The following is a 22955-nucleotide window of genomic DNA, read 5'->3' as shown; positions in this document are numbered from 1 at the left end:
ATGAGCCAGGAACCCCATGTACATGGTCCCGACTGCAACCACGACCATGATCATGACCATCACCACCACGTGCACGGCCCGCACTGCAACCACAGTCACGAGCCGGTGCGTAATCCGCTGAAGGACGTTGGCCGCAACGATCCGTGCCCCTGTGGCAGCGGCGCCAAGTTCAAGAAGTGCCACGGCGCTTGAGGCGGGTGGGCTAGGTGAGAACGCCGTTTCTTCCGTGAGGGGAAACGGCGTTTTCGTTTCCGGCGGGCACAAAAGCCCCCTCTAGGAGCAATCCGCTCCCACGAGGGAAATGCCATGCCTCCCCGGTGATCGTAGTGCCGACTGCGCCAAGGCGCTTTTCGTAGGATGGGTTGAGCCTCGGCGAAACCCATGCGGTCGTGGTGATGGGTATCGCTTCGCTCAACACCATCCTACGAGGCCTTGTGTGCCGGTGGGGTAGGAGCGGACTCCGTCCGCGATTGGACCCGCCGGCCACGCCGGACGCCCCGGCGGCACGAACACCCATCGCGAACATCCCCGCGCCCCCCCTCCCGAACCACCCACACCCCGCGAATTCCCTGCCCCCGCGGCTTGCGCGAAGGTGCGCGCCTCTCTAACGTAGCGGCTTTCCGCAAGCCCTGTGCAGGAGCACGCTTCCATGGCCTCGCGAGCCTTCCGCCCGCTTCCCCGACTCGGCCTCGCCGCCACCCTCAGCGCCGCCGTCAGCCTGACTGGCTGTCAGACCTGGCTGAACGACCGCTACGCCGACAGCCTGCCGCCCACCTCCGGCGTGCAGCCGCTCAAGGGCCTGGCCGAAAGCGTGTCGGTGCGCCGCAATGCCCTGGGCATGCCGCTGATCGAGACCAGCACCTTCCACGACGCGCTCTTCGCCATGGGCTACGTACATGCCAGCGACCGCATCGGCCAGATGGTCGGCCTGCGCCTGATGGCCCAGGGGCGGCTGTCGGAGATGGTCGGCCCGGGCGCCCTGGAGATCGACCGCTTCATGCGCACGGTCAACCTCAGGCAGGCCGCCAATGCCCTCTACACCGGCGCCTCGCCGCGCCTGAAGCGCTTCTTCGAAACCTACGCGCGCGGCGTCAACGCCTACCTGTTCCGCTACCGCGACAAGCTGCCGATGGACATCGCCGAGTCCGGCTACCGCCCGGAATACTGGAAGCCCGAGGACTCGGCGCTGGTCTTCGCCCTGCTCAACTTCGGCCTGGCGGTGAACCTGCAGGAGGAACTGGACTCGCTGGTGCTCGCGCAGAAGGTCGGCGCCGGGAAGCTCGCCTGGCTCACGCCCATCTACCCCGACGAGGAACTGCCCTTCGCCGAGGCCGACAAGCTCAAGGGCCTGAACCTCGCCGGACAGATTCCCGGCCTGGCCGAGGTCGGTGGCGCCGCCGAGGCCGTGGCCGGGCTGCAGATGCTCGGCGTGGCCGCCTCCAACAACTGGGCCATCGCCCCGCAGCGCAGCCGCAGCGGCAAGAGCCTGCTGGCCAACGACACCCACCTGCCGCTGTCGATGCCGTCGATCTGGAACTTCATGCAGATCCGCTCGCCGAAGTACAGCGCCGCAGGCGTCACCATCGCCGGCGTGCCCGGCGTGGTGGCCGGCTTCAACGGCAAGCTGGCCTGGGGCATGACCATGGTCATGGGCGACAACCAGGACGTCTTCCTCGAACAGGTACGGCGCCAGGGCGGCAAGCTCTACTACCTGGCCGACGGCCAGTGGAAGCCGGCCAGCGAGCGCGTCGAGACCTTCTTCATCAAGGGCCAGCGCCCGGTGCGCGAGACCATCTACGAGACGCGCCACGGCCCGCTGCTCAACAGCGCCCTGCTGGGCGCGAAGAAGAACGACCTACAGCCGCTGCCGATGAGCAGCAGCTACGGCCTGGCCTACCAGAGCATCCAGGCGGTGTCGGACAAGAGCCTGGACGCCTTCTTCGACCTGTCGCGGGCCAAGAGCGTCGAGCAGGCCTTCGACGCCACCCGCGAAGTCCGCGCCATGCCGCTGAACATCGTGTTCGCCGACGAGAAGCACATCGGCTGGCAGGTCACCGGGCGCTTCCCCAACCGCAAGGACGGCCGCGGCCTGCTGCCCTCCCCCGGCTGGGACGGGCGCTACGACTGGGACGGCTATGCCGACCCGATCCTCCACCCCTCCGACCAGGACCCGCAGCAGGGCTGGCTGGGCACCGCCAACAACCGCACCGTGCAGCCCGGCTACGGCGCGCAGTTGTCCAGCTCCTGGTACTACCCCGAACGCGCCGAGCGCATCGCCCAGCTGGCCAACGCCAGCAACCGCCACGACGCGCGCAGCATGATCGCCATGCAGTACGACCAGACCACGCCCTTCGCCGCCAAGCTGCAGGGCATGCTCGACGCGCCCGGCATGGCCGCGCCGCTGAAGCAGGCGATCCAGGCGCTGCCCGAGGGCCAGCGCGAGCGCGCCCGCGAGGCCCTGGACCGGCTGATGGCCTTCGACGGCAAGCTCTCCGCCAGCTCCGCCGACGCCGCCCTCTACGAGGCCTTCCTGCAGGAAAGCGCCAAGCAGATCTTCCTCGACGAACTCGGCCCGGAAGACAGCCCGGCCTGGAAGGCCTTCGTGCAGAACGCCGACCTCTCCTACTCGGCCCAGGCCGACCACCTGCTGGGCCGCGACGACAGCCCCTTCTGGGACGACGTGAAGACGCCGCAGAAGGAAGACAAGCCGGCCATCCTCGCGCGCAGCCTGGCCGCCGCCACCGCCTTCTGCGAGCAGAAGCTGGGCAGCGACCGCCATGCCTGGCAGTGGGGCAAGCTGCACACATACAACTGGGTCAGCGACAGCACCAAGATGGCGCCCTACCTGGACGCCGGACAGCGCGCCGGCCTGGGCGCCATCAAGAGCTACCTGGACCGCGGCCCCTACCCGGCCGGCGGCGACCACAGCACGCTGAACGTTTCTGCCTACAACTGGGGCCAGAACTTCGACACCTGGCTGATCCCGGCCATGCGCATCGTCGTCGACTTCGGCCAGAGCGAGCCCATGCTCGGCGTCAACAGCAGCGGCCAGTCCGGCAACCCGGCCAGTCCGCACTACGCCGACGGCATCGACGCCTGGCTGAAGGGCGACTACATGAGCTTCCCGTTCCAGAGCCAGAACCTCGACCGCGTCTACGGCAGCAAGCGCCTGACCCTCGTTCCGCAGAAATGAGCGCGCGGCGCGGAACTTCCGCCGCGCCGGCGGGTCGGATCTGTCGACTTACTCCATGATCATCTTCAAGGCACCCTCGGGTGCCTTTCTTTTTTGCTGCCCACGCCACAACCGGCGCACCAGGCTGTTACCGAAAACCCCGCCTCCTCGCCCCGTCATGGGGCATCCCTTCCCCGACCGGCTGCTATACCTGTCGTAGGAACGCGCCTGTCGTCCGTCTCCTACCGCCGAGGCCCGTGGTTGCGCCTCTGGTTCGAAACTTGCTGTCACATTGATGTTATGCCTTTGGTTCCACTGCTTGAATCAACCACCAAGGATTCCAACCGATGAAAAAAGCATGGCTGACCCTCTCCGCCCTGGTGCTGCTGGCTGGCGCCGGAGCTTTGCAGGCCAAGGAATGGAAAGAAATCCGCTTCGCCACCGACCCGTCCTACGCGCCCTTCGAATCCAAGGCGCCTGACGGCAGCCTGGTCGGCTTCGACATCGATCTGGGCAACGCCATCTGCGAGCACCTGAAGGTCAAGTGCGTGTGGATGGCCAACGACTTCGACGGCATGATCCCGGGCCTGAAGGCTCGCAAGTTCGATGGCGTGATCTCCTCGATGACCGTCACCGAGGCGCGCCAGAAGGAAATCGACTTCAGCGACAAGCTGTTCACCAGCCCCACCGCGATGATCAGCAAGAAGGGTTCGGGCCTGGAGGCCACCGCCGCATCGCTCAAGGGCAAGACCGTCGGCGTCGAGCAGGGCACCATCCAGGAAACCTTCGCCAAGGCCAAGCTGGAGCCGGCCGGGGTCAACGTGAAGAGCTACCAGAACCAGGACCAGGTCTACGCCGACCTGGTGTCCGGGCGCCTGGACGTATCGCTGCAGGACATGTTGCAGGCCGAGCAGGGCTTCCTCACCACCGACCAGGGCAAGGGCTTCGAGATCAGCAAGCCGGTGCATGATCCGCTGATGCCGGCCGACATCGCCATCGGCATCAAGAAGGGCAACAACGAACTGCGCGAGATGATCAACAAGGGCATCAAGGCGATCCACGCCGACGGCACCTACGACAAGCTGCAGAAGAAATACTTCGGCGACATCGACATCTACAACGACTGACCCGCGCCCACCGTACCCGGCTGCCGTCAAGACGGCCGGGTGCGGTCTATTCTGCTGACAAGGCACAAGGAGTTTCCTGCGCATGCTCCAGGACTTCTTCCGTACCCTGGCCGAGACCATGAGCCTCAAGGGTTACGGCTCCATCCTCCTCGACGGCACCTGGATGACCGTCAAGCTGTCGATCTGCTCGCTGCTGCTGTCGGTGACCCTCGGCCTGCTGGGCGCCAGCGCCAAGCTGTCCGGCTCCAGGCTGCTGCGCTTCCCCGCCACCTGCTACACCACGCTGATCCGCGGGGTGCCCGACCTGGTGCTGATGCTGCTGATCTTCTACAGCCTGCAGACCTGGCTGGCGGACCTGACCGACTACATGGACTGGGACTACATCGAGATCGACCCCTTCAGCGCCGGCATCATCACCCTCGGCTTCATCTACGGCGCCTACTTCACCGAGACCTTCCGCGGCGCCATCCTCGCCGTGCCGCGCGGCCAGTTGGAGGCGGCCAGCGCCTACGGCCTGACGCGCCTGCAGCGCTTCCGCTTCGTGCTCTTCCCGCAGATGATGCGCTTCGCCCTGCCGGGGGTGGGCAACAACTGGATGGTGCTGATCAAATCCACCGCGCTGGTCTCCATCATCGGCCTCTCCGACGTGGTGCGCGCCGCCCAGGACGCCGGCAAGAGCAGCTACCGCCTGCTGTTCTTCCTGCTGGTGGCGGCGGCCATCTACCTGCTCTTCACCACCGTCTCCAACATCGTGCTCAACGCCCTTGAGCGCCGCTACGCCATCGGCGTGCGCGAGGCCCTGCGATGATCGAGTTGCTGCAGCAGTACGGCAAGGCCTTCCTCTGGAGCGACGGCTACCACATCACCGGCCTGGCCATGACGCTCTGGCTGCTGACGGTGTCCATCGCCTTCGGCTTCACCTTCGCCATTCCCCTGTCCATCGCCCGCGTCTCGCGCAACCCGCTGCTGCGCTGGCCGGTGCAGTTCTACACCTACGTGTTCCGCGGCACGCCGCTCTACATCCAGTTGCTGGTCTGCTACACCGGCATCTACAGCGTGGCGGCGGTGCGCGAGCAGCCGATCCTCGACGCCTTCTTCCGCAACGGCCTGAACTGCACGCTGCTGGCCTTCGCCCTGAACACCTGCGCCTACACCACCGAGATATTCGCCGGGGCCATCCGCAACATTGCCCACGGCGAGGTGGAAGCGGCCCGCGCCTACGGCCTGAGCGGCTGGCGCCTGTACCGCTACGTGATCATGCCCTCGGCGCTGCGCCGCGCGCTGCCCTACTACAGCAACGAGGTGATCCTCATGCTGCACTCCACTACCGTGGCCTTCACCGCCACGGTGCCGGACATCATGAAGATCGCCCGCGACGCCAACGCCGCCACCTTCCTCTCCTTCCAGTCCTTCGGCATAGCCGCGGCGCTGTACCTGGTGACCTCCTTCACCCTGGTCGGCCTGTTCCGCCTCGCCGAACGCCGCTGGCTGGCCTTCCTCGGCCCCAGCCATGGCTGAACCCATCCCGGCCGCGCGGCGGTCGTAACCTGAGGACTCCATGACCACACTGAAGATCGAAGGCCTGTACAAGCGCTACGGCGACAACGAGGTGCTCAAGGGCGTGTCCCTGGAGACCCGCACCGGCGACGTGGTGAGCATGATCGGCGCCAGCGGCTCGGGAAAGAGCACCTTCCTGCGCTGCATCAACTTCCTCGAACAGCCCGACGAAGGCCGCATGAGCCTGGATGGCGAGGAAATCCGCATGGTCGCCAGCCCCGGCGGCATGCGCGTGGCCGACGCGGCGCAGTTGCAGCGCATCCGCACGCGCCTGGCCATGGTGTTCCAGCACTTCAACCTGTGGAGCCACATGACGGTGCTGGAGAACGTCACCCTGGCCCCGCGCCGCGTCCTGGGCGTGGAGCGCAAGGAAGCCGAGGAACGCGCGCGCAGCTACCTGGCCAAGGTCGGCCTGCCGACCCAGGTGGAGGACAAGTACCCGGCCTTCCTCTCCGGCGGCCAGCAGCAGCGCGTGGCCATCGCCCGCGCCCTGGCGATGGAGCCGGAGATCATGCTGTTCGACGAACCCACCTCGGCGCTGGACCCGGAACTGGTGGGCGAGGTGCTCAAGGTGATCAAGGCCCTGGCCGAGGAAGGCCGCACCATGATCCTGGTGACCCACGAAATGGCCTTCGCCCGCGAGGTCTCCAGCCAGGTGCTGTTCCTCCACCAGGGCCGCGTCGAGGAACAGGGGCCGCCGCAGGAGGTGCTGGGCCAGCCGAAGAGCGAGCGGTTGCGGCAGTTTCTCAGTGGGAATTTGAAGTGAGGGGGCCAAGCCCAGCGCCGGCGTATCGTCGAAGTCCGTCACCCTCACCCCAGCCCTCCCCCAGAGGGAGAGGGGGCCTGTCCTGAGCAGGCTGAAGATCAGGAGTCAGCCGGCAACGCCATAGTCTCGCAGGGAGCTCCGTAGCCCCGCTTCACACCGAACGGTCCCCTCTCCCGCTTGCGGGGGAGGGTTAGGGAGGGGGAACGGGGCCAAGTCCCAGCGCCGGAGTGTCGTCGAAGTCCGTCCCCTCTCCCCAGCCCTCTCCCTGAAGGGAGAGAGGGCTTGTCCTGAGCAGGCTGAAGGTCAAGAGTCAGCCGGCAACAAAAAACCGGGCCAAAGCCTAATGCCAGTCAGTTAAGCTGACTGGCATTTTCATTTTCGTGTCGAATATTTTGCTGGTCGCTGCTTCACCGTTCTCGGGAACCAGCGATCAGGTCGCCGATGAGGTAGGACATACTGCGCCGCTGAGGCCTGCAAATCTGCCAGAAATCCTGGCAAGTTACCGGGATGGTTCAGCGACGTGCCATGCAGCAAGCCCAGGATTGCCCAACTGCAGGCGGTAAAACTCATTTCGCATGGGTATACCCCCGGGCACTGCCTCGACATCTGTACCATCTGATAACGTAACAGGTTGTAGCCCAGCAGCACGCCCCACAGTTCTTGCGCAATCATCTCCGGAGTCTTGCTTCTCAGGGTGTATTCGCCGCCCAAAAGTCCTTGCTTGATCTCCCGATAGCCCAGTTCGATTTCCCAGCGCTGACTGTAAAGATCGACGATCTCATCGCCAGGGAAACGCAGCGGATCGGTCATTGAGGTCAAGACGCTCACCACCTTTCCTTTGATCGTTTTGCTCAGCAACCTCGCTCGAATTTCCAACGGCAAGTCTGGCCATTGTTTGCGAGCCTGAGGCGATGTACGCAGAACGACCTGGGCATCATTGCGCCCAAGCTTGTGCTCTACCTCATACTGAGTGCCCTTTTTCAAAGGGATCAGCCAGTGTCGATGCTCGCCGTGCGATTGCCAGTGATGCAGCAAGCCCAACGAGTAGAAACCTTTGTCGAACAGGGTCAACGAATGATTCGGCGTGGTGGCGATCAGCTGTTCTGCCAGCTTCATTTCGCTACTGTGATAGCCCTCGAAAGTGCTGCTTATCAGTAGATGGCTGGTCAGCTCCATCTGACAGACCATCCGAACTTGAGGAAAGCTGCCGTCACCATGCTGGTTGGTCGCGCTGCCGTAGCACGCACGATTTTCTGCGGTATCAGGCGTATTCCAGACAACGCCGTCCACGCCAAGCAGCGTCAATCCCAACCACTGCGGATGTTTGGTTTCTTCGTGCCATCGCTGCTGGGTCAGCGTAAAGACTTCGCGTACAGCTTCGCTACCCAGCCGCTGCCGCCCTTGCACAACAGCGCTGGGCGCCACCAGCGGCCGCTTGCCCGGTAGCATGATGTCCATGTGGTTCACGACATCCCAAGCCGACATCCGGCGGAACAACGCCATGCCGATGATGCACCACACCAGGCTTTCAAGCGGAAGACGACGCTTGCGAATGGTCGAGACACCTGCAGTCTCGAAAGCCTGTTTCACGATGTCTGGATCGAGCAAAGCTCCCAGCCCCTCCAGCGCATGAGGCCGCGATGCCATTTCGTGAGTGAGGGACAGGGCTTGTGACAGGCGCATAAAAAATCCGATGCTCGTTTCCAAGCATCGGATTTTGCGGCCTGCAGACTAAAGGTCAATGTGTCAGCCTTAACTGACTGGCATTAGGCCAAAGCCCGGTTTCTCGCATCGCCTCAAGCCTCAAGCCTCAAGCCTCAAGCCTCAAGCCTCAAGCCTCAAGCCTCAAGCCTCAAGCCTCAAGCCTCAAGCCTTGGGCAGCGTCACCCCAGTCTGCCCCTGGTACTTGCCCCCACGATCCTTGTACGACACCTCGCAAGCCTCGTCCGACTGCAGGAACAGCATCTGCGCCACGCCCTCGTGGGCGTAGATCTTCGCCGGCAGATTGGTGGTGTTGGAGAACTCCAGGGTCACGTGGCCTTCCCACTCCGGCTCCAGCGGGGTGACGTTGACGATGATGCCGCAGCGCGCGTAGGTGCTCTTGCCCAGGCAGATGGTCAGCACGTCGCGGGGGATGCGGAAGTACTCCACGGTGCGCGCCAGGGCGAAGGAGTTCGGCGGGATGATGCAGACGTCGCTGTTGATGTCGACGAAGCTCTTCTCGTCGAAGTTCTTCGGGTCCACCACCGCCGAGTGGATGTTGGTGAACACCTTGAACTCGGCCGCGCAGCGCACGTCGTAGCCGTAGCTGGAGACGCCGTAGGAGATCACCCGGCTGTCGTCGGCGCCGCGCACCTGGCGCTCGACGAAGGGCTCGATCATCCCGTGCTCCAGGGCCATGCGGCGAATCCACTTGTCCGATTTAATGCTCATGGCGGGCGTCCCGTAGCTGCTGAAAAAGAAACGCGAATCTTACCGGCAGCGCCCGTCGGCAGCAAAGGCTGCATGACCAACGTCGAGAACACGTTGCGCACAGGCCCGCCGAAGACCTTCCAGCAATGCACGAATGCAGTCCACGAGAGTGGTGGGCCAACGCGTATTTCAGATATTGCCGAGATACTTCCGAATTTTTAAGAAAAATCTCACAAGACTCAAAAGAAACCTCACCTGCACCTTGAACCGGACGTGAAAGATACTTTGTCCCCTGCCCCGCCATAAGTTGCCTACAGCGGAAATCACAATAAACGCCCCGCAGGGAACTCCCATGAATCCAAAGATTCCCCTCCTGCTGTTTCCCTTGTTGCTGATTGCATGCACGACAAACGACCCGAAGCCGGTTTGCGATGAACAAGGCTGTGGAGCACAACAGCCCCCAGCGTCATCCTCAGTTGCCGGCAATAACCCCACGGATATCGACGCGGACCGAGCCTCGAGCGCGCTCCTGTCCCTCGCCGCCAGCGACCCGCGCGCGGCCTACGACCTGGGGCTGCGCTATTTCCGCGGGGATGGCGTGGCCCAGGACAGCTACCAGGCGCTGCAGTGGATGCGCAGCGCCGCGGAGCGCGGGGACCTGGAGGCGCAGAAGGCCCTCGGCGGCCTCTACCTGGGCGGCCTCGAGGAAATGGGCGCGGACCCGCAGGAAGCCGAGAAATGGCTGGCGATGGCCGCGGGCCGAGGCGACCAGGAGTCGATGCAACTCCTGGCCCAGGCCCGCGCCGCCAAAAGTTCCGAAGCCGCCTATTTCAAGTGGAAGAACGACTGGCGGGAAATGACCCTGCGCTATTGGTACTCGGCCTATCCCTATCGCAGTTATTGGCGGGATGACAACTGGCACTGGCGCTAGCTGGAAGTCACAAGTCGAAAGTTTCCGCAACGGCAACTGGCAGAAGAACAAACACCCCCCAACACCAAACGGCAAAACAACATGAAATCAAAATCGAAGAGCATTGTTAAATACATGCTGGGCGCGGCCATTGCCGGCACATTGAATGGATGCGCGGCACTGGGCGGGGGGTTGCTCTCGCCGGGGGGACAGCATGCCGGGGTTTCCGGCGCGGCGGCCGGCGGCAACAGCAACGGCGCGCAGCAATCGCTGCAGCGCTGCGACAGGCCACTGGGCACCATCGCCGTGGACGACGGGCGCGAGGCCGACTGGTACGGCCCCTTCGGCAGCGCCACGCAGATGACCTCCATCGAACCCCTGCTGCGCCTGGCGGTACAGCAATCGAACTGCTTCGTCATCACCTCGATCGGCAACCAGCGATCCGACGCCCGCCTCTCGCGCATCACCGAGATACAGCGGCTATCCGGCGAATACCGCGCCGGTTCTAAACAGCACAAGGGCCAGCGGGTCGCCGCCGACTATTACCTGGAACCGCAGATCATCATCAACGACTCCGCCATCGGCGGCCTGGCCGGAACCCTCGGCGGCCTGATCGGCAACGCCACCATCGGCCAACTCGCCGGCGCGCTGCAAACCAAGGCCTCGGTGGTCACGCTCTCGCTGTTCGACATTCGCTCCTCGGTGCAGATCGCCGCAGCCGAAGGCAACTCGACCGCGACCAACTACGGAGCCGCGCTGGCCGGCTTCGGCGGTGGCGTCGGCGGGGGGCTGGGCGGCTTTTCCCGCACGCCCGAAGGCAAGGCCACGGTGGTCGCCTTCATCGATGCCTGGAACAAGATGGTCGTGTCCCTGCAGGACTACAAGGCCCAGAACGTCGAGGGCGGGCTGGGCCGTGGCGGCAAGCTGAAGGTCAACTGAGGCCACCGCGGCCATGGCGTCCGGCAAATGACGAGCGCGGCCGCCAGGCCGCGCCCTTGATCAGTCCTCGCTGATGGAGATGCTCGGCATCGCCGGCGCGTCCTTCTCGCTCAGGGCGATGCGCGCGCCCACGCAGCGGGCCATTTCCTGGTAGATCATCGCCAGCTGGCTTTCCGGGTCGGCGATCACCGTCGGCTTGCCGCCGTCGGCCTGCATGCGGATGGCCATGGACAGCGGCAGCGAAGCCAGCAGTTCCACGCCGTACTGCGCCGCCAGCTTCTCGCCGCCGCCCTCGCCGAACAGGTGCTCGGCGTGGCCGCAGTTGGAGCAGATGTGCACCGCCATGTTCTCCACCACGCCCAGCACCGGGATGTTGACCTTGCGGAACATTTCCACGCCCTTCCTGGCATCGAGCAGGGCCAGGTCCTGCGGGGTGGTGACGATCACCGCGCCGGCCACCGGGACCTTCTGCGCCAGGGTCAGTTGGATGTCGCCGGTACCCGGCGGCATGTCGATCACCAGGTAGTCCAGGTCGTTCCAGGCGGTCTGGGTGATCAGTTGCAGCAGCGCGCCGGAGACCATCGGCCCGCGCCACACCACAGGAGTGTTGTCGTCGGTGAGGAAGGCCATGGACATGACTTCCACGCCATGGGCCTCCAGCGGCACGAACCACTTCTGCTCGCGCACCTTCGGCCGGGTGCCCTCGGGAATGCCGAACATGATGCCCTGGCTGGGGCCGTAGATGTCGGCGTCGAGGATGCCCACCTTGGCCCCTTCGCGGGCCAGCGCCAGGGCCAGGTTGGCGGCGGTGGTGGACTTGCCCACGCCGCCCTTGCCGGAGGCCACGGCGATGATGTTCTTCACGTTGCTCATGCCCGGCACCTGGGCCTGGGCCTTGTGCGCGGCGATCTTCACGTCCACCTTCACCTGGGCCGAGTCCACGCCGTCGAGGGCTTCCAGGGCCATCTGCACGGTCTGCGCCAGGCCATTCCTGAACAGGCCGCAGGCGTAGCCCAGCTCCAGGCCCAGGGCGATGCGCCCGCCCTGGATGTCGAGGTCGCGCAGGTAGCCGGCGTCGAGCAGGTTCTGGCCGGTATGCGGGTCGGTGATCTGGCGGAGGACGGCCTCCACCGTGGCGCGGGTGACGACGCTCATGGGTTCTCCCGAAAAAAGGCTGAGCACGGTAGGCGGGAATATTAACAGCAGCGGCAGGCTATAGGTTGCAGGCTTCGGGCTTCAGGCTTCAGGCTTCAGGCTTCAGGCTTCGGGCTTCAGGCACCGATCGCTCTTCGCTCCTACCTGTAGCCTATAGCCTGCTGCCTGCAGCCTGTTATAGTTACCGACTTCCCTCGATTTACCCCAATGGCCTGAGCATCATGTCCGAAAACCGCCAGATCCTCGTCACCAGCGCCCTGCCCTACGCCAACGGCTCCATTCACCTGGGCCACATGCTGGAATACATCCAGACCGACATCTGGGTGCGTTTCCAGAAGATGCGTGGCAACCAGGCGGTGTACGTCTGCGCGGACGATGCCCACGGCTCGGCCATCATGCTGCGCGCCGAGCGCGAAGGCATCACCTCGGAACAGCTGATCGACGCCGTGCGCGCCGAGCACATGACCGACTTCGCCGACTTCCTGGTGGACTTCGACAACTACTACTCGACCCATTCGCAAGAGAACCGCGAGCTGTCCTCGGCCATCTACCTGAAGCTGCGCGACGCCGGGCACATCGCCACGCGCCCGGTGACCCAGTACTTCGACCCGGAAAAGCAGATGTTCCTGGCCGACCGCTTCATCAAGGGCACCTGCCCGAAGTGCGGCACCGCCGACCAGTACGGCGACAACTGCGAAGCCTGCGGCGCCACCTACTCGCCCACCGAGCTGAAGGACCCGAAGTCGGCCATCTCCGGCGCCACCCCGGTGCTCAAGGAGTCGCTGCACTACTTCTTCAAGCTCCCGGACTTCGACGCCATGCTCAAGCAGTGGACGCGCAGCGGCGCGCTGCAGGAGTCGGTGGCCAACAAGATCGCCGAATGGCTGGACGCCGGCCTGCAGGAATGGGACATCTCCCGTGACGCGCCCTACTTCGGCTTCGAGATCCCCGAGGCCCCGGGCAAGTACTTCTACGTCTGGCTGGACGCGCCCATCGGCTACATGGCCAGCTTCAAGAACCTCTGCGCGCGCCGCCCGGAGCTGGACTTCGACACCTTCTGGAACAAGGATTCCAAGGCCGAGCTGTACCACTTCATCGGCAAGGACATCGTCAACTTCCACGCGCTGTTCTGGCCGGCCATGCTCGAAGGCGCCGGCTACCGCAAGCCCACCGCGCTGAACGTGCACGGCTACCTGACCGTCAACGGGCAGAAGATGTCCAAGTCCCGCGGCACCTTCGTCAAGGCGCGCACCTACCTGGACCACCTGGACCCGGAATACCTGCGCTACTACTACGCCTCCAAGCTCGGCCGCGGCGTCGACGACCTCGACCTGAACCTCGAGGACTTCGTGCAGAAGGTCAACTCCGACCTGGTCGGCAAGGTGGTCAACATCGCCAGCCGCTGCGCCGGCTTCATCCACAAGGGCAACGCCGGCGTGCTGGTGGACGCCGACCCGGCGCCGGAACTGGTCGCAGCCTTCAAGGCCGCCGCGCCGAGCATCGCCGCCGCCTACGAAGCCCGCGACTTCGGCCGCGCCATGCGCGAAATCATGGCCCTGGCCGACCAGGCCAACGCCTGGATCGCCGACAAGGCGCCCTGGGCGCTGAACAAGCAGGAAGGCAAGCAGGCCGAGGTCCAGGCCATCTGCGCCCTGGGCGTGAACCTGTTCCGCCAGTTGGTGATCTTCCTCAAGCCGGTGCTGCCGAAGCTGGCCGAGGCCGCCGAAGCCTTCCTCAACGTCGCCCCGCTGAAGTGGAGCGACCACGAGCAACTGCTGGCCAACCACCAGCTGAACCCGTTCAACCCGCTGATGACCCGTATCGAGCCCGCGAAAATCGAAGCCATGATCGAAGCCTCCAAGGAAGACCTCGCCGCCGCCAACAAACCCGCTGGCAACGGCGAACTGGTGAAGGACCCGCTGGCCGCGGAAATCAACTTCGACGCCTTCGCCGCCATCGACCTGCGCATCGCGCTGATCGAGAAGTGCGAGTTCGTCGAGGGCGCCGACAAGCTGCTGCGCCTGTCCCTGGACATCGGCGACGAGAAGCGCAACGTGTTCTCCGGCATCAAGAGCGCCTACCCGGACCCGAGCAAGCTCGAAGGCCGCCTGACCCTGTACGTGGCCAACCTGGCCCCGCGCAAAATGAAGTTCGGCGTCTCCGAAGGCATGGTCCTGGCCGCCGGCCCCGGCGGCGAGGAAATCTACCTGCTCAGCCCGGACAGCGGCGCCAAGCCGGGCCAGCGCGTGAAGTAAGCGGCAAACACCGAACGCGACGCCGGCCCCAGGGCCGGCGTCGTCGTTTCTGCCTTGCCCGGGTACGACCATGCGCATAACCTATGCGCATCCGCCTCAGAGGTTCCCATGCACACGACCTACGATCCCCAAGCCCCGAAGAAAGCCACCAACCTCAGCCTGAACAGCGACCTGCTCAAGCAGGCCCGCGAGCTGGACGTGAACCTCTCGGCGGTGCTGGAGGAAGCGCTGGCCGACGTGGTGCGCGAACGCCTGCGGCAACGCTGGCTGGAACAGAACCGCCAGGCCATCGACGCCTACAATCAGCATGTGGACGGTGCCGGCGTGTTCGCCGACGACCTGCGGAGCTTCTGATGCCGCAGTTCGACCTGTACCGCAACCCCAGCCCGCGCAGCCGCGAGGACATCCCGCTGCTGCTGGACGTGCAGAGCGACCTGCTCGCCTCGCTGAACACCCGCGTGGTGATCCCGCTCAGCCGCGGCAAGGGCCTGGCCGGCATCGACCGGCTGATGCCCGAGGTGACGGTGGGGGGCGAAACGCTGCTGCTGCTCACCCCGCAGATGGCCGGTGTGGCGCGCCGCGAGTTGGGCGAGCCGGTGGGCAGCCTGGCGCACCTGCGGTTGGACATCATCGCCGCCATCGACCTGCTGATCACGGGAATCTGAGCATGCCCAAGCTCCGCCACCGCCCGGCCCGAGGCGCCCGGCCATGACCGAACTCGCCCTGATCCTGGTCAGCACCATCCTGGTCAACAACTTCGTGCTGGTGCAGTTCCTCGGCCTGTGCCCGTTCATGGGCGTGTCGCGCAAGATCGAGACGGCCATCGGCCTGGCCCTGGCCACCACCTTCGTGCTGACCCTGGCCTCGATCTGCAGCTACATCCTGCAGCGCTACGTGCTGCGGCCGCTGGACCTGGAGTACCTGCGCACCATCGGCTTCATCCTGGTGATCGCCGTGGTGGTGCAGTTCACCGAGCTGCTGGTGAAGAAGAGCAGCCCGCTGCTGTACCGCGTGCTGGGCATCTTCCTGCCGCTGATCACCACCAACTGCATCGTCCTCGGCGTGGCCCTGCTCAACGCCAACAAGCCCGAGTATGGCTTCCTGCAGTCAAGCGTGCAGGGCTTCGGCGCCGGGCTGGGCTTCTCCCTGGTGCTGGTGCTGTTCGCCGCCCTGCGCGAGCGCATCGCCATCGCCGACGTGCCCAAGCCGTTCCAGGGCGCGGCCATCGGCATGATCACCGCCGGGCTGATGTCCCTGGCGTTCATGGGCTTCACCGGGCTGATCAAGCTATGACTGCCGTGCTGCTCGCGGTCGGTGTGCTGCTGGCCCTGTGCCTGGCCAGCGGCGCCCTGCTCGGCTACGCGGCGGTGCGCTACCGCGTCGAGGGCGACCCGGTGGCCGAACAGGTCAACGCCCTGCTGCCGCAGACCCAGTGCGGGCAGTGCGGCTATGCCGGCTGCAAGCCCTACGCCGAAGCCATCGCCCAGGGCGACGCGATCAACAAGTGCCCGCCCGGCGGCAGCGCCACCATCGCCGCCCTCGCCGACCTGCTCGACGTCGAGGCGCCGCCCCTGGACGCGCCGGAGGAAACCCCGCCGCGCGTGGCCTTCATCCGCGAGGCCGAGTGCATCGGCTGCACCAAGTGCATCCAGGCCTGCCCGGTGGACGCCATCGTCGGCGCCGCGCGGCAGATGCACACGGTGATCGCCGCCGAATGCACCGGCTGCGACCTGTGCGTCGAGCCCTGCCCGGTGGATTGCATCGACATGCTCGACCTGGAAGTCGGCGTGCGCGACTGGAAATGGCCGCTGCCCGATGCCCGGCTGATCGCCAGCGACCGGGAGCAGGCCGCATGAACGCCAAGGCCTGGGACTTCCCCGGCGGCCTGCATCTGCCGACCAACAAGGCGCAATCCACCGCCGGCCCCATCGTCCGCGCGCCACTGCCCAGCCGGCTGATCCTGCCGCTGCAGCAACACACCGGCGCGCCGGCCCTGCCCTGCGTGGACGTCGGCGAGCGCGTGCTCAAGGGCCAGATGATCGCCAGCCCCGGCAGCGCCATCAGTGCCGCCGTGCATGCGCCGACCTCCGGCACTGTGGTGGCGATCGGCGAGCAGCCTTATCCACACCCTTCAGGCCTGCTGGCCGAAGCCATCGTCATCGACGCCGACGGACTGGACGAATGGGCGCCCTTGCAGCCCTGCCCCGACTACCGCCAGGAAAGCCCCGCCGCCCTGCTGGAGCGCATCCGCCAGGCCGGCATCGCCGGGCTCGGCGGCGCCGGCTTCCCCACCGCTGCCAAGCTGGCCGCCCGCGCCGCCGAAGACCTGCACACCCTGGTGATCAACGGCGCCGAGTGCGAGCCCTACATCAGCGCCGACGACATGCTGATGCGCGAACGCGCCGCCGAGCTGGTGGAAGGCATCGAGATTCTCATCCACCTGCTGCAGCCGCAGCAGGTGCTGCTCGGCATCGAGGATGACAAGCCCCAGGCCATCGAGGCCCTGCGCCAGGCCATCGGCGAGCGCGCCATCGAACTGCGGGTGATCCCGACCAAATACCCCTCCGGCGGCGAACGCCAGCTGATCCAGTTGCTCAGCGGCCGCGAGGTGCCCAGCGGCGGCCTGCCGGCGGACATCGGCATGGTCTGCGTCAACGTCGGCACCGCCGTGGCGCTGCGTGACGCGCTGATCCTCGGGCGCCCGCTGATCTCGCGCATCACCACCCTGACCGGCGCCGCCCTGGCGCGGCCGATGAACGTCGAGGCGCTGCTCGGCACGTCGATCGGCGAACTGCTGGAATTCGCCGGGCTGGATCGCGGCCGGCTCGGCCGCCTGGTCATGGGCGGCCCGCTGATGGGCATCACCCTCGGCGACCTGCAGGCCCCGCTGATCAAGACCGCCAACTGCCTGCTGGCCGCCAGCGCCGAGGAGCTGCCGGAACCACCGCCGGCGCTGCCGTGCATCCGCTGCGGCGACTGCGCCCAGGCCTGCCCGGCCAGCCTGCTGCCGCAGCAGCTGTGCTTCTTCGCCCGGGGCGACGACCACGAGCAGTTGCAGGCCTACGACCTGTTCGACTGCATCGAATGCGGCGCCTGCGCCTACGTCTGCCCCTCCAGCATCCCGCTGGTGCAGTACTACCGCGCGGCCAAGGCGGACATCCGCGAACTGCAGCTGAAACAGCAGAAGGCCGAACACTCGCGCCTGCGCTTCGAGCACCGCCAGGAACGCCTGCGCCGCGAAGAGCAACGCAAGGCCGAGGAACGCCAGGCCCGCCTGGAACGCGCCGCCCGCGCCCGCCAAGCCCAGGCTGCCGCGCCGGTGGCGGAAGCACCGCAAGCGGTCATCGAACGGGTGAAGGCGGAGAAGGCCGTGGGCAACGCCGGCGCCGACCTCAAGCGGCTGAAGATCGAAGCCAGCATGGCCCGCGTCGCCCTGCAGAAGGCCGAGAAGCAACTGGCCGCCCACGACACCGAGCAACTGCGCGCCCAGGTCGAGACGCTGCGCCAGGCCGCCGAGCAGGCCCGCCAGGCCCTGGAAGCCGCCGAAGCCGAACCAGCCCCCGCCGCTCCCAAACCAGCGATCGGCGACGAAGCGGTCCTGAAGAAGGCGAAGATCGACGCCGCCATGGCCCGCGCCCAATTGAAGAAGTCCGAGAAAGCCTTTGGCGAAGCGCCCGACGAACAGCAACAGGCCACCCTCGCCCAGCTGCGCGAAGCCGCCGAGCAGGCCGAGCGCCACCTGGCGCAATTGCAGGCAGCGCCCGAAGCCAAGGCGGAGCCCGCCGGCGACGGCATGGCGAACCTGAAGAAAGCCAAGATCGCCCTGGTCACCCGCCGCGCCGAGCTGAGGAAAGCCGAGCAGGACGGCGCCGGCGAAGCCGACTTGGCCCTGCTGCGCGAAGCCCTGGCCGAGGCCGAGCGCCAGCTGCACGCCGCCGAGGACGCCAGCGGCAAGCCGGCGCCGGACCTGCAACGCATCGACAAGCGCCCGGTGGACGCCGCCACCCGCGCCCTCAAGACCGAACTGGCCTACGCCCGCGCCGACCTCAAGAAGCTCGAACGCGAAGGCGCCGACGAAGCCCGCCTGGCCGCCGCGCGCGAGCGCCTGGCGGCGGCGGAAAACGCGCTGGCCGCGCGCGATACGGAGTGACCCATGGCCCTGCCGCGTTTTTCCTCGCCCCACGCCACCGGCGCCAATCGCACGCAGAAGGTCATGCTGCAAGTGCTCGCCGCGCTGGCCCCGGGCGCCCTGGCGCTGATCGCCCTGTACGGCGTCGGCACCCTGTTCAACCTGCTCTGGTGCTCCGCCGTGGCCCTGGGCACCGAGGCGCTGATGCTGCACCTGCGCAAGCGCCCGCTGGCGGTGTTCCTCAAGGACGGCAGCGCCCTGGTCACCGCCGTGCTCCTGGCCCTGGCCCTGCCGCCCTACGCGCCCTGGTGGCTGAGCCTGCTGGCCAGCGCCTTCGCCCTGGTGTTCGGCAAGCACCTGTACGGCGGCCTCGGGCAGAACCCGTTCAACCCGGCGATGCTCGGCTACGTGGTGGTGCTGGTGTCCTTCCCCCTGGAAATGACGCGCTGGCCCAGCCCCGACGCCGGCCTCGGCCTGGTCGACGGCCTGTCGCGCATCCTCGGCCTGGGCGCGCCGCCGCCGGACGCCTGGGCCGGCGCCACCGCGCTGGACGTGCTGAAGAACAACCACAGCCTGACCATCGACGAACTGGTGACGCAGAGCGCGGCCTTCGGCCATGTCGGCGGGCGCGGCGTGGAGCTGGTCAACCTGGCCTTCCTCGCCGGCGGCCTGTTCCTGCTCTGGCGCAAGCTGTTCACCTGGCATGCGCCGGTGGGCATGCTCGGCGGCCTGTTCGTCATGAGCCTGCTGTTCTGGAACGGCTCGGGCTCGGATTCCCACGGCTCGCCGCTGTTCCACCTGTTCAGCGGCGCGGCCATGCTCGGCGCGTTCTTCATCGTCACCGACCCGGTTTCCGGCGCCACCAGCAACCGCGGGCGCCTGGTGTTCGGCCTCGGCGTGGGCATCGTCACCTACGTGATCCGCGCCTGGGGCGGCTACCCCGACGGCGTGGCCTTCGCCGTGCTGCTGATGAACCTGGCGGCGCCGACCATCGACTACTACACCCGCCCGCGCACCTACGGGCACAAGAAGCCCAAGCGCGGCTTCAAGCTGGGGGAATGAGATGGCCGACAGCCGCCGTTCCATGCTGAAGAACGCCCTGCTGCTGGGGGCCTTCGCGGTGCTCTGCGTCGGCCTGGTGGCGGTGATCCACCAGTTCACCCAGGCGCGCATCGAGCAGGCCCAGCGCGAGGCGCGCGGGCGCCTGCTGCTGGAACTGCTGCCGCCGGGCAGCTACGACAACCACCCACTGGACGCCCCCGTCGAAGTCTTCGAGCCCAAGCTGCTGGGCAAGCCGCAGCCGGCCCAGGCCTTCGTCGCCCGCCTGCAGGGCCGCGCCACCGGCGTCATACTCCCGGCCACCGCGCCGGACGGCTACAGCGGCGCCATCGAACTGCTGGTGGGGGTCAGCGCCGAAGGCCGCCTGCTCGGCGTGCGCGTGGTGGCGCACAAGGAAACCCCGGGCCTGGGCGACAAGATCGAGCCGGGCAAGAGCGACTGGCTGCACGGCTTCGACGGCCGCTCCCTGGCCGACCCGGACGAGGCCGGCTGGAAGGTGAAGAAGGACGGCGGCCGGTTCGACCAGTTCGCCGGCGCCACCGTCACCCCGCGCGCCGTGGTCAAGGCCACGCACAAGGCGCTGCAGTATTTCGATGCGCACAAGGCCGCGCTGCTCGCGCCGGCGGCCAGAGGCGAACAACATGAATAGCTACCGCGAGATCGCCCGCCAGGGCCTGTGGCGGAACAACCCCGGGCTGGTCCAGCTGCTGGGCCTGTGCCCGCTGCTGGGCACCAGCAACTCCATGGTCAACGCCCTCGGCCTGGGCCTGGCGACCATCTTCGTGCTGGCCTGCTCCAACGCCGCCATCTCCGCGACGCGCCGCTGGGTCGGCGAGGCGGTGCGGCTGCCGGTGTTCGTGCTGATCATCGCCGCGCTGACCACCTGCATCGAACTGCTGATGCAGGCCTGGACCTACGAGCTGTACCAGATCCTCGGCATCTTCATCCCGCTGATCACCACCAACTGCGTGATCCTCGGCCGCGCCGAGGCCTTCGCTGCGCGCAACGGCGTGGCCCGCGCGGCCTTCGACGGCCTGATGACCGGCACCGGCTTCGCCCTGGTGCTGCTGGTGCTGGGCACCTTGCGCGAACTCATCGGCCACGGCACCCTGCTGGCCGACATGAACCTGCTGTTCGGCCCGGCCGCCGCCGGCTGGAAGCTGCAGATAGCCGACTACCAGGGCTTTCTGCTCGCCGTGCTGCCGCCCGGCGCCTTCCTCCTGCTGGGCCTGCTGATAGCCCTGAAGAACCGTATCGATGAAAGCCTGGCGGAACGCGCCAAGGCGCAGGCGGGCAACGTACCCGCCGCAGAGCGCCAGCGCGTCCGCGTGACCGGAGTGATCGAATGAATGCCGCCAAGCGCGCGGAGATTTTCCGCCGACTGCGAGAAGACAACCCCGACCCCAAGACCGAGCTGGCCTACGACTCGCCCTTCGAGTTGCTCATCGCGGTGATCCTCTCCGCCCAGGCCACCGACGTCGGGGTGAACAAGGCCACGGCCAAGCTCTACCCGGTGGCCAACACCCCCGAAGCCATCTACGCCCTGGGCGTGGACGGGCTGTCGGAGTACATCAAGACCATCGGCCTGTACAACAGCAAGGCGAAGAACGTCATCGAGACCTGCCGCATCCTCATCGAGAAGCACGGCAGCAAGGTGCCGGAGAACCGCGAGGACCTGGAGGCCCTGCCCGGCGTCGGGCGCAAGACCGCCAACGTGGTGCTCAACACCGCCTTCCGCCAGTTGGCCATGGCGGTGGACACGCACATCTTCCGCGTCGCCAACCGCACCAACATCGCGCCGGGGAAGAACGTCCTGGAGGTGGAGCGCAAGCTGCTCAAGTTCGTGCCCAGGGAATACCTGCTGGACGCCCACCACTGGCTGATCCTGCATGGCCGCTACGTCTGCAAGGCGCGCAAGCCGCAGTGCGGCAGCTGCCGCATCGAGGACCTGTGCGAGTACAAGCACAAGACTTCCGACGATTGAGTGCTATCGTCAAAAGCATCGCTGCTCATTGAAAAAATCTTTTTTACCGCCCCGAGCTTTGTCGCTATAAGGGGCGCCAAGCACACCCCGCACGTTGGAGTGATCGTTATGGCCGATAAAGAAGATCTCGAGCTCGAAGACGAAGTGAGCACCGACGATGCCGACGACAGCGTCGAAGCCGTCGTCGAAGTCGCCAAGACCAACCTCACCAAGCGCCGCATCATCGACAACTACCTCGAAGAGCGCCGCCTGCAGCGCCAGCTGTCGGACTACGATTTCGATCTCTGAGCCTTGCGCCCAAGCTGAAAAAAGCCCCGCACTTGGCGGGGCTTCGTTTTTCCGGCGCGGCCATGGCGCCTGATCCCGGCTCCGCCCCCTCGCCCCAGCCCTCTGGCTGTTCGTGCCTCCGGGGCGTGCGGCGTGGCCGGTGAACCCAATCGCGGACAAAGTCCGCTCCTACGCCCGTGCCTCCCTGAACCTTAGGCTTACGCCGAGGGGCTTTTCGTAGGATGGGTTGAGCTTGCGATACCCATGCGGTTGCGGTGATGGGTATCGCTTCGCTCAACGCCATCCTACGAAAAGCCGCGCTTCCTGGAGTCGTAGGAGCAACTGTCTTGCCGGCCGCGCCGAGACGCTTTTCGTAGGATGGGTTGAGCCTTGGCGAAACCCATGCGGTTGCGGTGATGGGTATCGCTTCGCTCAACACCATCCTACGAAAGCCATGCTCGCTCATGCGGTAGGAGCGGACCTTGTCCGCGAAAGGTGTTCACCGGCGGCAACGGTGCATCGGACTGACTCCGTTCCCTCTCCCCAACCCTCTCCCGCAAGCGGGAGAGGGGGCTGTCCGGCATGGACGGGAAGTTCGGCATCAACCTGTAGGAACAACTGTCTTACAGGCTGCACCGAAGTGCTCTTCGTAGGATGGGTTGAGCTTGCGAAACCCATGCGGTTGCGGTGATGGGTATCGCTTCGCTCAACACCATCCTACGAAAGCCATGCTCGCTCATGCGGTAGGAGCGGACCTTGTCCGCGATTCGGCGGATAACGCCGTAGCCGTGGCGGGGCTTCGTTTTTCCGGCTCAGTCCTTGCGCTGCGGCGACAGCAGCTCGATCTTGTAGCCGTCCGGGTCCTCGACGAAGGCCAGGATGCTGGTGCCGTGCTTCATCGGGCCCGGCTCGCGGGTGATCTTGCCGCCGCGCGAGCGGATGTCCTCGCAGGCCTTGTAGACGTCGTCCACTTCCAGGGCGATGTGGCCGTAGCCGGTGCCCAGCTCGTACTTGTCCACGCCCCAGTTGTAGGTCAACTCGATGACGCTGTTCTCGTCCTCGGCGCCGTAGCCGACGAAGGCCAGGGTGAACTGGCCGTCCGGGTAGTCCTTGCGGCGCAGCAGGGTCATGCCCAGGACTTCGGTGTAGAAGGCGATGGACTTGTCCATATCGCCGACGCGCAGCATGGTATGCAGCAGTCTCATGGGGGTCGTTCTCCTCAT

General features: G+C 66.1%; 23 protein-coding genes. 19 read left to right on the top strand and 4 right to left on the bottom strand.

Features of this window, described 5'->3' with window-relative positions; genetic code table 11:
- The 6 genes from FG99_RS31565 to FG99_RS23280 all read left to right on the top strand — a co-directional run bounded on the left by FG99_RS31565 (nucleotide 1) and on the right by FG99_RS23280 (nucleotide 6622).
- Nucleotides 1-192, top strand: a complete 192-nt coding sequence (locus FG99_RS31565; RefSeq protein ID WP_009620699.1) for an SEC-C metal-binding domain-containing protein — start codon at nucleotides 1-3, stop codon at nucleotides 190-192.
- A 457-nt stretch (nucleotides 193-649) separates the two neighbouring features.
- Nucleotides 650-3193 carry a penicillin acylase family protein gene (locus FG99_RS23300; protein WP_043272508.1) on the top strand — a complete coding sequence of 848 codons (2544 nt, stop codon included), beginning with the start codon at nucleotides 650-652 and terminating at the stop codon, nucleotides 3191-3193.
- A gap of 326 nt (nucleotides 3194-3519) precedes the next feature.
- A complete protein-coding gene (locus tag FG99_RS23295) occupies nucleotides 3520-4299 on the top strand; it encodes an ABC transporter substrate-binding protein (RefSeq protein ID WP_009620702.1) in 780 nt (259 codons plus the stop codon).
- A gap of 82 nt (nucleotides 4300-4381) precedes the next feature.
- A complete protein-coding gene (locus FG99_RS23290) occupies nucleotides 4382-5107 on the top strand; it encodes an ABC transporter permease (protein ID WP_043272507.1) in 726 nt (241 codons plus the stop codon).
- Entirely contained in the window at nucleotides 5104-5817 is a 714-nt protein-coding gene (locus tag FG99_RS23285; protein WP_009620706.1) for an ABC transporter permease, read from the top strand. The genes FG99_RS23290 and FG99_RS23285 overlap by 4 nt, the downstream gene beginning before the upstream one ends.
- A 40-nt stretch (nucleotides 5818-5857) precedes the next feature.
- Nucleotides 5858-6622 (top strand): ABC transporter ATP-binding protein, encoded by a 765-nt coding sequence (locus tag FG99_RS23280; protein WP_009620708.1) that lies wholly within the window; start codon nucleotides 5858-5860, stop codon nucleotides 6620-6622.
- A gap of 372 nt (nucleotides 6623-6994) precedes the next feature.
- Here the strand turns inward: FG99_RS23280 and FG99_RS23275 are convergent, their stop codons facing one another.
- Together FG99_RS23275 and dcd are read right to left on the bottom strand one after the other, a co-directional pair.
- Nucleotides 6995-8305, bottom strand: coding sequence for an IS4 family transposase (locus tag FG99_RS23275; RefSeq protein WP_043268243.1), 1311 nt, complete (start codon nucleotides 8303-8305; stop codon nucleotides 6995-6997).
- Between the two features lie 183 nt (nucleotides 8306-8488).
- The gene (gene dcd / locus FG99_RS23270; protein WP_009620709.1) at nucleotides 8489-9055 is read right to left on the bottom strand and encodes a dCTP deaminase; all 567 of its coding nucleotides are present in this window, start codon (nucleotides 9053-9055) and stop codon (nucleotides 8489-8491) included.
- 331 nt (nucleotides 9056-9386) lie between these two features.
- Between dcd and FG99_RS23265 the strand changes: the two genes are divergently transcribed.
- Nucleotides 9387-9965, top strand: a complete 579-nt coding sequence (locus FG99_RS23265; RefSeq protein ID WP_043272506.1) for a tetratricopeptide repeat protein — start codon at nucleotides 9387-9389, stop codon at nucleotides 9963-9965.
- A gap of 81 nt (nucleotides 9966-10046) precedes the next feature.
- Nucleotides 10047-10883, top strand: a complete 837-nt coding sequence (locus FG99_RS23260) for a hypothetical protein (protein ID WP_043272505.1) — start codon at nucleotides 10047-10049, stop codon at nucleotides 10881-10883.
- 60 nt (nucleotides 10884-10943) lie between these two features.
- Here the strand turns inward: FG99_RS23260 and apbC are convergent, their stop codons facing one another.
- Nucleotides 10944-12038, bottom strand: a complete 1095-nt coding sequence (gene apbC / locus FG99_RS23255) for an iron-sulfur cluster carrier protein ApbC (RefSeq protein WP_043272504.1) — start codon at nucleotides 12036-12038, stop codon at nucleotides 10944-10946.
- Nucleotides 12039-12259: 221 nt separating this feature from the next.
- On the opposite strand from apbC, the gene metG reads away from it, so the two are divergent.
- The 11 genes from metG to FG99_RS23200 all read left to right on the top strand — a co-directional run bounded on the left by metG (nucleotide 12260) and on the right by FG99_RS23200 (nucleotide 21753).
- Entirely contained in the window at nucleotides 12260-14293 is a 2034-nt protein-coding gene (metG, locus tag FG99_RS23250; protein ID WP_043272503.1) for a methionine--tRNA ligase, read from the top strand.
- Nucleotides 14294-14401: 108 nt separating this feature from the next.
- Nucleotides 14402-14647, top strand: coding sequence for a type II toxin-antitoxin system CcdA family antitoxin (locus tag FG99_RS23245; RefSeq protein ID WP_043272502.1), 246 nt, complete (start codon nucleotides 14402-14404; stop codon nucleotides 14645-14647).
- Nucleotides 14647-14958 carry a CcdB family protein gene (locus tag FG99_RS23240; RefSeq protein ID WP_043272501.1) on the top strand — a complete coding sequence of 104 codons (312 nt, stop codon included), beginning with the start codon at nucleotides 14647-14649 and terminating at the stop codon, nucleotides 14956-14958. The genes FG99_RS23245 and FG99_RS23240 overlap by 1 nt, the downstream gene beginning before the upstream one ends.
- A gap of 43 nt (nucleotides 14959-15001) precedes the next feature.
- Entirely contained in the window at nucleotides 15002-15586 is a 585-nt protein-coding gene (rsxA, locus tag FG99_RS23235) for an electron transport complex subunit RsxA (protein WP_043272500.1), read from the top strand.
- Entirely contained in the window at nucleotides 15583-16149 is a 567-nt protein-coding gene (rsxB, locus tag FG99_RS23230; RefSeq protein WP_043272499.1) for an electron transport complex subunit RsxB, read from the top strand. The genes rsxA and rsxB overlap by 4 nt, the downstream gene beginning before the upstream one ends.
- Nucleotides 16146-18443: an electron transport complex subunit RsxC gene (rsxC, locus tag FG99_RS23225; protein ID WP_043272498.1), complete on the top strand. Its 2298-nt coding sequence runs from the start codon at nucleotides 16146-16148 to the stop codon at nucleotides 18441-18443. Before rsxB ends, rsxC begins: the two co-directional genes overlap by 4 nt.
- Before the next feature lie 3 nt (nucleotides 18444-18446).
- The gene (locus FG99_RS23220; RefSeq protein ID WP_043272497.1) at nucleotides 18447-19484 is read left to right on the top strand and encodes an RnfABCDGE type electron transport complex subunit D; all 1038 of its coding nucleotides are present in this window, start codon (nucleotides 18447-18449) and stop codon (nucleotides 19482-19484) included.
- Between the two features lies 1 nt (nucleotide 19485).
- Nucleotides 19486-20130 carry an electron transport complex subunit RsxG gene (rsxG, locus tag FG99_RS23215; protein WP_043272496.1) on the top strand — a complete coding sequence of 215 codons (645 nt, stop codon included), beginning with the start codon at nucleotides 19486-19488 and terminating at the stop codon, nucleotides 20128-20130.
- Nucleotides 20123-20830 carry an electron transport complex subunit E gene (locus tag FG99_RS23210; protein ID WP_043272495.1) on the top strand — a complete coding sequence of 236 codons (708 nt, stop codon included), beginning with the start codon at nucleotides 20123-20125 and terminating at the stop codon, nucleotides 20828-20830. The genes rsxG and FG99_RS23210 overlap by 8 nt, the downstream gene beginning before the upstream one ends.
- Complete coding sequence (gene nth / locus FG99_RS23205; RefSeq protein ID WP_009620729.1) at nucleotides 20827-21465, top strand: endonuclease III; 639 nt, start codon at nucleotides 20827-20829, stop codon at nucleotides 21463-21465. The genes FG99_RS23210 and nth overlap by 4 nt, the downstream gene beginning before the upstream one ends.
- Before the next feature lie 108 nt (nucleotides 21466-21573).
- On the top strand, nucleotides 21574-21753 hold the full coding sequence (locus tag FG99_RS23200; RefSeq protein WP_009620730.1) for a PA3496 family putative envelope integrity protein: 180 nt from the start codon (nucleotides 21574-21576) through the stop codon (nucleotides 21751-21753).
- A 791-nt stretch (nucleotides 21754-22544) separates the two neighbouring features.
- Here the strand turns inward: FG99_RS23200 and gloA are convergent.
- Nucleotides 22545-22937, bottom strand: a complete 393-nt coding sequence (gene gloA / locus FG99_RS23195) for a lactoylglutathione lyase (protein ID WP_009618415.1) — start codon at nucleotides 22935-22937, stop codon at nucleotides 22545-22547.
- Nucleotides 22938-22955 lie beyond the last annotated feature (18 nt).

It is taken from the genome of Pseudomonas sp. AAC (assembly GCF_000725445.1).
Taxonomy (GTDB): domain Bacteria; phylum Pseudomonadota; class Gammaproteobacteria; order Pseudomonadales; family Pseudomonadaceae; genus Pseudomonas; species Pseudomonas citronellolis.
This window is presented reverse-complemented; position numbering and strand designations above follow the sequence as displayed.